At 62.0% G+C, this 8679-nt stretch carries 9 protein-coding genes; 3 read left to right on the top strand and 6 right to left on the bottom strand.

Annotated features, from left to right (window positions below; all coding sequences use genetic code 11):
• The first annotated feature begins 77 nt into the window (after positions 1 to 77).
• Entirely contained in the window at positions 78 to 401 is a 324-nt protein-coding gene (locus BA190_RS32425) for an MmcQ/YjbR family DNA-binding protein (protein WP_068298363.1), read from the top strand.
• A gap of 130 nt (positions 402 to 531) precedes the next feature.
• On the opposite strand, the gene BA190_RS32430 is transcribed toward BA190_RS32425, so the two are convergent.
• Positions 532 to 1422, bottom strand: a complete 891-nt coding sequence (locus BA190_RS32430; RefSeq protein ID WP_068298366.1) for a DMT family transporter — start codon at positions 1420 to 1422, stop codon at positions 532 to 534.
• A 312-nt stretch (positions 1423 to 1734) separates the two neighbouring features.
• Here BA190_RS32430 and BA190_RS32440 point away from each other — a divergent pair, with 312 nt between their 5' ends.
• On the top strand, positions 1735 to 2673 hold the full coding sequence (locus tag BA190_RS32440) for a LysR substrate-binding domain-containing protein (RefSeq protein ID WP_068298373.1): 939 nt from the start codon (positions 1735 to 1737) through the stop codon (positions 2671 to 2673).
• A 54-nt stretch (positions 2674 to 2727) separates the two neighbouring features.
• Entirely contained in the window at positions 2728 to 3921 is a 1194-nt protein-coding gene (locus BA190_RS32445) for an MFS transporter (RefSeq protein ID WP_068298376.1), read from the top strand.
• Between the two features lie 11 nt (positions 3922 to 3932).
• On the opposite strand, the gene BA190_RS36315 is transcribed toward BA190_RS32445, so the two are convergent.
• The 5 genes from BA190_RS36315 to BA190_RS36320 form a co-directional block, all read right to left on the bottom strand.
• On the bottom strand, positions 3933 to 4367 hold the full coding sequence (locus tag BA190_RS36315; protein WP_156771798.1) for a hypothetical protein: 435 nt from the start codon (positions 4365 to 4367) through the stop codon (positions 3933 to 3935).
• A 7-nt stretch (positions 4368 to 4374) separates the two neighbouring features.
• The gene (locus BA190_RS32450; RefSeq protein ID WP_068298379.1) at positions 4375 to 5328 is read right to left on the bottom strand and encodes a glucokinase; all 954 of its coding nucleotides are present in this window, start codon (positions 5326 to 5328) and stop codon (positions 4375 to 4377) included.
• Positions 5329 to 5687: 359 nt separating this feature from the next.
• Positions 5688 to 7013, bottom strand: a complete 1326-nt coding sequence (locus BA190_RS32455) for a porin (RefSeq protein ID WP_068298382.1) — start codon at positions 7011 to 7013, stop codon at positions 5688 to 5690.
• A 774-nt stretch (positions 7014 to 7787) separates the two neighbouring features.
• Positions 7788 to 8417, bottom strand: coding sequence for a glutathione S-transferase family protein (locus BA190_RS32460; RefSeq protein ID WP_068298384.1), 630 nt, complete (start codon positions 8415 to 8417; stop codon positions 7788 to 7790).
• A gap of 166 nt (positions 8418 to 8583) precedes the next feature.
• Positions 8584 to 8679: NAD(P)(+) transhydrogenase (Re/Si-specific) subunit beta (locus tag BA190_RS36320; RefSeq protein WP_156771778.1), on the bottom strand; the 96-nt coding region annotated here is incomplete at its 5' end.

Genomic DNA, 8679 nt, shown 5'->3' on the forward strand with positions numbered 1-8679 from the left:
CTTCAACCTTGGCAAGGCAGTGTCGACGCGGCCCGCAAAAGGATAGGCTCGCCCCACAATAGCGGGGAAAACCCATCATGGCCGATGCGGATGATTTCAGGCGGATCGCTTTGTCCCTGGACGGCACCAGCGAGGCGCCGCATTTCGAGCGCAAGGCCTTCAAGGCGCGGCGCATCTACGCCACCCTCGCCCCCGACGGCCTCAGCGCCAACCTGCTGTTCACGCCGGAAGAGCAGGAATTCAAATGCCTGCTCGCCCCTGATGTCTTCCGCCCCATTCCCAATGCTTGGGGCCGGCAGGGCTGGACCATGCTCACCCTATCCGCTGCGAGCCAGGCGGACTTGCAGGACGCGCTGGCGATGGCCTGGAGGCATGGCGCGGCGCCCAAGCAAAAGCGATGAGTTCGAGCGTCGGCAGGAGAACGAGGCAGCGCACCGAGCCCGCCGTCCCCAGGCTCGGCTTGCACCAGACAGACAGGCAGGACGCTTCCCCGCATTGCGGGCAGATATCGGCTACCGGGTCCCCCGGGCCTCAGGCCGTCCGCAGCCGCGCGGCCCGCGCCTCCCACCAGACCAGGCCGAGGCTGGCCGCGACGATCAGCGCCGCACCGGCGAAGACATGGGGCTTGGGAACATCCTGCCACAGGAGATAGCCATAGATGAACGCCCAGACCAGGCCGGTATATTCCACCGGCGCCAGCGCCGAGGCCGGCGCGTAGCGGTAACCCTCATAGAGCAAATATTGGGCGATGCCGGAGACGAGGCCAAGGCCGAGCATCAGGCCCCAGCCCATGGCATCCGGCGTTTTCCAGATGAAGGGCAGCGCCGCCCCGCACACCAGCACGAACAGGCCCGATGTGGCGATCATCTGGTTGGCCGTGCTCTCGGAACGGTTGATCAGGCGGATCAGCACCGTGCCCCAGGCCCAGCAGAAGGCAGCGAACAGCACCATCGCCGCCGGCAGGAAGTCGGACCGGCCCGAAGGATCCGCCGCGACGATCACGCCGAAGAAGCCGGCGATCACGGCAAGCCACCGGGCAATATTGACCTTTTCCTTCAGGATCAGGATGGAGAGCACCACCGCCATCACCGGCGCGCCGAAATACATGGTGGTGAGATCGGCCAGGCCCAGATAGCGCGAGGCATTGTAGAAGCTGAGCCAGGCCACCAGCAAAAGCAGGCCGCGCGAGGTCAGCGCCCATTTGTTGCGGCTCTGCCAGATCGGCGGCTGGCCCTGGCGCCAGGCGATCGCCATGCCCACGACCAGGATGACGACCGAGCGCAGGAACAGGATCTGCGGCACCTCATAGCTCGCCACCAGCCATTTGACGGCGGCGTCCTGGATGGCGAACAGGCAATAGCCGACCGAGGCCAAAGCGATGCCGGTCAGTGGGCGTGTATCGGGGGGAGTAAGGGGGGGCATGCAGGGGTACGCGAGGCAGCAACGCAGAGCTGATAGATGGGCTATAGCACCGTCCCCGGTTGGATGCGAGCGAGAGCCCTGTGCTCAGATGTCGCGACCGACTCCTTCCTCATGGGAAGGTAGCGCCCCAGCTCACCCGCACACTGAGCCGTCACGATCGATGGGCGTCTCTCGTTCCTGCGAGCCACTACCCTCCATGCGTCATCATGCCCCTCATCCAGGTCGCGCGGGGAACATTGAGTTTGGTGGAACCGGATGATGTAAGAGGATGCGATTTTCTCCCGATCGCCGCGATCAACGGGGTTCGACATCATGGACAGGCGCTGGCTGCCGCTGAACGCTTTGCGGGCCTTCGAGGCAGTGGGGCGGCAAGGCAGTTTTACCGGCGCCGCCCAGAGCCTGCTGGTCTCCCAAAGCGCCGTCAGCCGCCACGTCATCGGCCTGGAAGACTTCCTCGGCGTGCCCCTGTTCGACCGCAAGCCGCCGCAGCCGGCGCTCACCGAGGCCGGCAGGCGCCTGCTGCCCGTGGTGGAGAAGGCCTTCGAGCGCATCGACACCACGCTGGAGGAGATCATGCGCGAACGGGGCGAGCCGCAGCGCTCCCTCCGCGTGCTGCTGCCGACGACCTTCGCCCAGCGCCTGGCGGTGCCGATCCTGCGCCATTTCCGCGCCGAATTCCCCGATCTCAAGCTCGACATCGATTCCCGCCCGGTGCCCGGCAATGCCGAGCGCGAGGCCGACGTCGCCGTGATCTACACCCCGCCCCGGGTGGCGCCGCAGGTGCTGGACCTGCTCTGGATGGTGAAGCTTACCATCCTGTGCCATCCCGACGTCGCAGCGCGGGCAGCCAAGACTGATATCGCCGGCTTCCTCGCCACCAATGACCTCCTGCACGTCAAGCTCGACAGCCGCCCGCCCGCCTTCCTGTGGCAGAATTTCGCCCGAGCCGCGCATGTCGCGCCAGGATCGCTCGACCGCGGCCTCATCTTCGATACCGCCCAGCTCGCCGTGCAATATGCGCTGTCGGGCGAAGGCCTGGCGCTGGTCGATCCCGTGCTGTTCGAGGACGAGATCCGGGCCGGCCGCCTGGTACGACCCTACGACATCCATGTCGACGACGGCTATGGCTATTACCTCTCCATCCATCCCGACGACCTCGACCGCCCGGAGATCGCCCTGTTCCGCTCCTGGCTGATCCGCCGTTTCTCACGCCCGCCCTTCCTCGGAGACGGCACGCCGCCAGCCGGTTGATCCGCCTCCTCCCATACACCGCGTCCAACACCCTCCTGCCACGAGTTCGCTGCCTTGCGTTCCCCTTACGCTTCCATCGCCGCCCTGCTGGTTGCCGTCGCCGGCGTATTGGCCGGCAATGGCGTGCTCACCACCCTTCTGCCGGTGCGCGCCGAGCTCGAACATTTTCCGGCGCTGGCCATCAGCCTGATGGGCTCGGCCTATTTCGGCGGCATGCTCGCCGGCGCCTTCCTGACGCCGCGCCTGGTGCAGCGCTTCGGCCATATCAAGGCCTTCGGCCTGTCCTCGATCTGCGGGGCGGTGATGATCCTGGTCGCCGGCACCCTGGTTGAGCCGCACGCCTGGGTGGTCATCGGCTTCCTGCGCGGCTTCTTCCTGGCCGGCATCTACGCCATCGTGGAGAGCTATCTGCAGGGCAAGGCGGAGAACCGCATCCGCGGGCGCCTGCTCGGCCTCTACTCCATCACCCAATATGGCGGCTGGGCCGTCGGCAACCAGTTCATGCGGCTGGGCGACCCGGCCGCCTTCACCATTTTCGGCATCGCTGCAGCCGTGGTGATCGTCTGCCTGGCGCCGCTGTTGCTGATCGCCGACGGGCCGCCGCCCAAGGGAACCCGCCGGGCCGGCATGCGCCTCCTCTGGCTCCTGCGTACCACGCCTGTCGGCTTCGTCTGCGCTACGCTGATCGGCTTTGCCAATGGGCCGTTCTGGTCGCTCACCCCCGTCTACGCCACCAAGCTCGGCATGGACGGGGTACAGACCGGCACGCTGATCTCGGCCATCACTTTGGGCTCGGCCGCCTTCCAGTTCCCCGTCGGCCGGCTTTCCGACGCCTTCGACCGGCGCAAGGTGCTGATCGGCCTCACCGCCCTCACCGCCCTGGTCGAGATCGGCATCTACTGGTCCGGCAAGCTCCTGGTCGGCTGGCCCTTCGTGATCACCGGCTTCGTGCTGGGCGGCATCATTTCGACGCAATATTACGCAAGCTCGGCCTACACCAACGACATCACCGGCCGCGACAATGCCGTCGGCGTCGCCTCCGCCTTGCTGTTCCTCTACTGCATCGGCGCCGTGCTCGGCCCGATCACCGCCTATTATGTGATGCACTGGCTCGGCGACCCAGGCCTCTACCTCCACAATGCCGGCATCCACGCCGCGATGGCCGTGTTCATCCTGCTCCGGGTGCTGAGGAGCCCGGGAAGGGACGTGGCACAGCCACAGCGGGGCAGTTCCTCAGACCTGCCATAAACTATGCCTGGCTATTCCAAAGTGATCTCAGGATGAGGCGGGATATTCTCGAACTCATTTAAATTGCTCGGATGGAAAAAGATTATTTTGCAATTACTCGCATTGACACCGAGATTCATCTGATAAGGCGGCCAGTCTCCGGTACGAACCGCTCCCTGAGTTCTAAGTAAAGCGTAGGCCAAATACCCTTCGGAATGCATCACGAATTGAATGTCGAATTCGATTGATTTGAAATTCCGATCACGGAAAGAAAGCACTTTCGAAAGGCATTTTTGAAACTCCCTGGGAAGAATATAAGGAGGCTCGAGATCCCGCGGGCGATCTTTGACCTTCAGTGACGGATAATGTGGGATGCGTTGACCGGGCTCCGGCAATTCGGCCGCCGCCGCGATGCCCGAAAAATAAGTGATGAGGCTAGCCAAAACGAGTGTGGTGGCGCCGCCCATGGCAGCCCTACCAGTGCGCCGCCACCGCCGCACAGCCGATCAGGCCGGGCGTGGGATGGGTGATCAGGCGGATCGGGATCTCGCGCAGGAATTTCTCCAGCGGGCTCTTGGCCTCGAAGGCGGCGCGGAAGGCGGCCTCGTCCATCAGCGGCGAGAGCTTCTGCACCACCCCGCCATAGAGGAAGACACCGCCCTTGGCTGCGAACATCAGGCCGACATCACCGGAAAAGCGCGCGAGATAATCGAAGAACAGATGCGTGGCTTCCACCGCCACCGGATCGGCGCCCGCTACCGCCGCCGTGCCGATCTCGGCGGCGCTGCGTTCGGCGGGATGGCCGGCGAGCGTCGCCAGCGCGGCATCGATACGTTGCAGGCCCGGGCCCGACAGCACATGCTCGCCCGAGACGCGGCCGATCTTGCCGCGGATGAGTTCATGCGCCTTGGCCCAGTCGCCGGCCGGCGCGCCGATCTCGGCATGGCCGCCCTCGGACGGCACGGCGATCCAGCGCGAACCGCCACGCACCAGGGCGCCGACGCCGAGCCCCGTGCCAGGCCCGAGCACCGCCATGTTGCCGCCGGCCACGCCGGCGGAGACATTGCCGATCACCGTGGTGTCGGCCTCGGCGAGATGCGGCAGGGCATGGGCGACGGCCTCGAAATCATTGATCACGTCGAGACGGGCAAAGCGCAACTCCGCCGCCAGGGTCGGCGGGTTGAACAGCCAGCTCTGCCGGTTGGTCGGCCCGACCATCTCGCCCGCCACCGGGCCGGCAATGGCGACGACCCCGGCATTGGGCCGTTCGCCGACATCGGCGATATAGGCTTCGATCGCCTCCCGGAAGGTCGGAAACCGCTTGTTCTCGTAATGCCGCTCGCTGCGATAGTCGGTGCGGCCCTGAACGACGAGGGCAAACCGGCTGTTGGTGCCGCCGATGTCGCCCAGCAAGGTCAGGTCTGTCATGAGAATCCGTCTTCTTTATCTTGGTTGCCAACGCATTGATAATGCGGGTGAAATCTCAGAGGTCGCCCACACCTTTCTCACAGCGGGAATAGCTTGTCGGCAACACGTTCCGCAAGGTGCATGTCCCATTAAAGATAGCCCTTTGGCTTGGCGTCAACCTTCTCTTCATTGCTGACTTGCCTTTCGAAAGAGCTCGGACAGCACATTCTTGCGACTATGTCTCTTGCTGGGTCGGCACGGCATATCCGATCTCGGTATTGCGTGCCTTAGGACGCCATTCCTCTCCCGGGCGATTTCCACCCATAAAAAAAGACCCAGCCGATTGGCTGGGTCTTCGTCCAACTCATTTAGAGCCAGATTTAGAAAACGCGCTTCAAGCGAATACCAGCCTGCCACGCGTTGATGCTGTCGTTGGAGAGAACAACATTTTCCGCATCCGCGTCATACACGAGACCGTTCTTGACCTTGCCATGCGTATAAGCAACTTCGGCTCCGATCGTCAGGCCTTTGACGATCGTATAGGTCAAGTTACCGGCAATCGTATATTCTTGGACCTTAGTGTCGACACCGCTCCCGAGGATATTGTCGGACTTGGTATCGATGTAGCTGCCGACGAGATTGGCATTCAGAACAGGCGTGATGTTGCCACCGAGTTCGGCAACGATCGACCAACCCTTCGCACGGTCGACAACACCCAGGCCGGCCGCGTTAGTACCCTTGATGTAGAGGTCGCCCGGGGACCGGCCGAAGAACGAGTTCCCAGCTCCGAGGTAATCAGTGGCGCCATCGGCATACTGACCTTCAACGATGAAGTGCCCGCCGTCGATGAATGGCAGTTTGATCAAGCCGGTAGCGCCGACCGCATAGCCCCACTTGTCGGAATGAGCCAAACCAAGGGTCTGAGTGTTGGTCGGATCGTTCGGATCGGTAATCGTCACGGATTCTGCGGTCCGGGACTGGTGAGCTGCAGCTTGTACAGCCACCGAACCCCATGATTGATCCCAACGCAGCTGAGCGACGACATCCGGAACCTGCTGCCCACCGCGGAGGCTGGTGGTAGGAATCCCACTCACGCCAAACCCGCTATCGAGCTTATGGTCGCGACCGTCTTCAATCGACAGCGTGGCGCTGAAGCCACCGCCGAACTGGGCCGTATAAGCAATCAGGTTGACGGTGTTGCTCTCAGCATAATAGGGCGCCCAGATGGTATCGCCATATTCGTTATCGTAGAAGCCGAAGAAGGAATGTGCGTAACCAGCGGTCAGGCCACCGAACTGGATGAAAGCCTTGTCAATCGAGAAGGTGTTGCCGTTATAGATGCCGCCACGCCCCTGGCGGCTGATCGGATGCGAGTCGGCATTGATCTGGAAGTAGGAACGCAGCAGACCCCAGTCGGTCTCGGTGCGGGCATCGAACCAGACACGGGCCTGGGTGTTGAAGGCAGAGCGATCATCGTTGCGGCTGAAGCCGTTACCGCCGAAGACGCGATAGTCGGCGCGGATTTCGCCACCGATCTTCAGGCAGGTATCGCTGCCGGGAATGTAGAAGAAGCCGGGACCAAAGGCCGAGCAGACCTTCACATATTCAACGGCTTCGCCCTTGGTCATGGGCAGATCGGCGGCCTGGGCAGCGCCAAAGGCGACAATACCAGCAGCGGCGCCGAGGAGAGCTGAGCTCAATTTCATTAGAGACCCCCTAGGGAGATTATGCGGCTAAGAACCAGCATTCTGAATTGGCGTCGACGTGCCTAGCCGGTTGCATATTCTTACACTTGCAAGGCACGGTGACTGTCTAATCTTTATATGCACGGAAAAATTGCACAAGCTGGAAGCACAGTCGCCATTCCGAATTACCATCGAGTGTCACGGAATTGCCACACTACGGTAATCACAGAACAGGCTCGCTGAAGCAGACTGCCTATCTTCTTTCCTAGTGAATTTTGATGTGGTAGCTCTATACTGCGCAGGTAAGCGAGACCCGTGCAATCTTGGAAAGTGCCCGGATTGGTTGCGATCTCCTCCAATCCGGGTTCCTTTTTGGGCCCTAAACAGATATTTTCTACCTGTAGTGTTATATTATTTGCTGCCAACCAAGAATGCTGCAATTTCCAGCATGATCTGGAAAGAAGCCGTCTAATTTTTCAAACCATAGAAGATCTCTACAACTTACTCGAATCGTAGATTTTATGCAGGTTCTAGTTGCCTCTAATGAGACGTAATGACTGCCATGATGATATCGATCATGCCTCAGTCCTGCTTCAATCTTCCAAGACTGCGCTCATTCAATCACAAATATCTTCTGTTCTTTCGAGCGCGCGATGGGCGACTTCATGCGAAGGTGTGATACCCCCAAACCGCTAGCGTTCCATTATACCAAGCCTTGCGTGGGGTAATAATAACTACGAAATCGATGGTGCCGGTATAGATTTCGTGTCTGCCTTCCCAAGGGCTGAACCCTGATCAATCCGGCCGCCCTTCATGCTGCCGCCAGGCCGGCCCGATCACCGGATGGGCCTGCAGGGCCTTGTACAGCGTACGGAAGACCGGCAGAGCACGTGCCTGTTCGTGCCAGCCGGCGATCATGGCGGCATAAACATCGACGATGCTGACATTGTCGCCCAGCAGGAAGGGCCCGGCCATCTCCTGGGCAAGCAGGCTGAAAATGCGGTCGGAATCCCGCCTGCCCGCTTCGGCGACCGCGGCCCTGGCCGCCTCGCCGGCATCGGCGGTGTAGCGATCGGCGTAATAGGTGCGCAAGGCCGCCGGATAGGCATTGGTCGCCAGGAACATCAGCCAGCGCAGCGAGACGGCGCGCGCCGTCGAGCCGGCGGCCGGCAGCAGGCCCGCCCCGGCGGAGGCCTCGTCGATGGTAAGCAGGATCGCCGCCGTCTCCGTCAGCACCGTGCCGCTGGGCAGGATCACCACCGGGATCTGCGCGGCAGGATTGACGGCGAGGAAATCGGGCGCCTGCTGCTCGCCCTTATCGGTGTCGACCAGGATGCGCTCGGGCGTGATCCCCGCCCAGGCGAAGGCGACATCGACGACCAGGGAGCCGGTGCCGGGACACCAATAGTGCCGCCATTGCCGCATCGCGTCCTCCTCCCGAGCCCTACAATTGCCGTTTCATTGTTAGGCTGGATTCGCCGTCATTGCGAGTTCTTCCAATTCGCGGGATTGGCAGAGCTCGCAATGGCAGCCTCATGATCGGCATCTACGAGACGCGCGTGAGACGCGACGGAATACCAGGCCGCCTCGTTCAGAAGCCCTTGATGATTTCCTCGACCATTTTCTTGGCGTCACCGAAGAGCATCATGGTGTTGTCCTTGAAGAAGAGCTCGTTCTCGACGCCGGC

The organism is Labrys sp. WJW, from assembly GCF_001676615.1.
In the GTDB taxonomy this organism is placed as follows: Bacteria; Pseudomonadota; Alphaproteobacteria; order Rhizobiales; family Labraceae; genus Labrys; species Labrys sedimenti.

What these genes read in the sequence shown, in the direction of transcription:
- BA190_RS32460 (WP_068298384.1), bottom strand. Translation starts at nt 8,417, where the DNA reads ATGCGGCAATGGCGGCACTATTGGTGTCCCGGCACCGGCTCCCTGGTC.
- BA190_RS32455 (WP_068298382.1), bottom strand. Translation starts at nt 7,013, where the DNA reads ATGAAATTGAGCTCAGCTCTCCTCGGCGCCGCTGCTGGTATTGTCGCC.
- BA190_RS36315 (WP_156771798.1), bottom strand. Translation starts at nt 4,367, where the DNA reads ATGGGCGGCGCCACCACACTCGTTTTGGCTAGCCTCATCACTTATTTT.
- BA190_RS32430 (WP_068298366.1), bottom strand. Translation starts at nt 1,422, where the DNA reads ATGCCCCCCCTTACTCCCCCCGATACACGCCCACTGACCGGCATCGCT.
- BA190_RS32440 (WP_068298373.1), top strand. Translation starts at nt 1,735, where the DNA reads ATGGACAGGCGCTGGCTGCCGCTGAACGCTTTGCGGGCCTTCGAGGCA.
- BA190_RS32425 (WP_068298363.1), top strand. Translation starts at nt 78, where the DNA reads ATGGCCGATGCGGATGATTTCAGGCGGATCGCTTTGTCCCTGGACGGC.
- BA190_RS32450 (WP_068298379.1), bottom strand. Translation starts at nt 5,328, where the DNA reads ATGACAGACCTGACCTTGCTGGGCGACATCGGCGGCACCAACAGCCGG.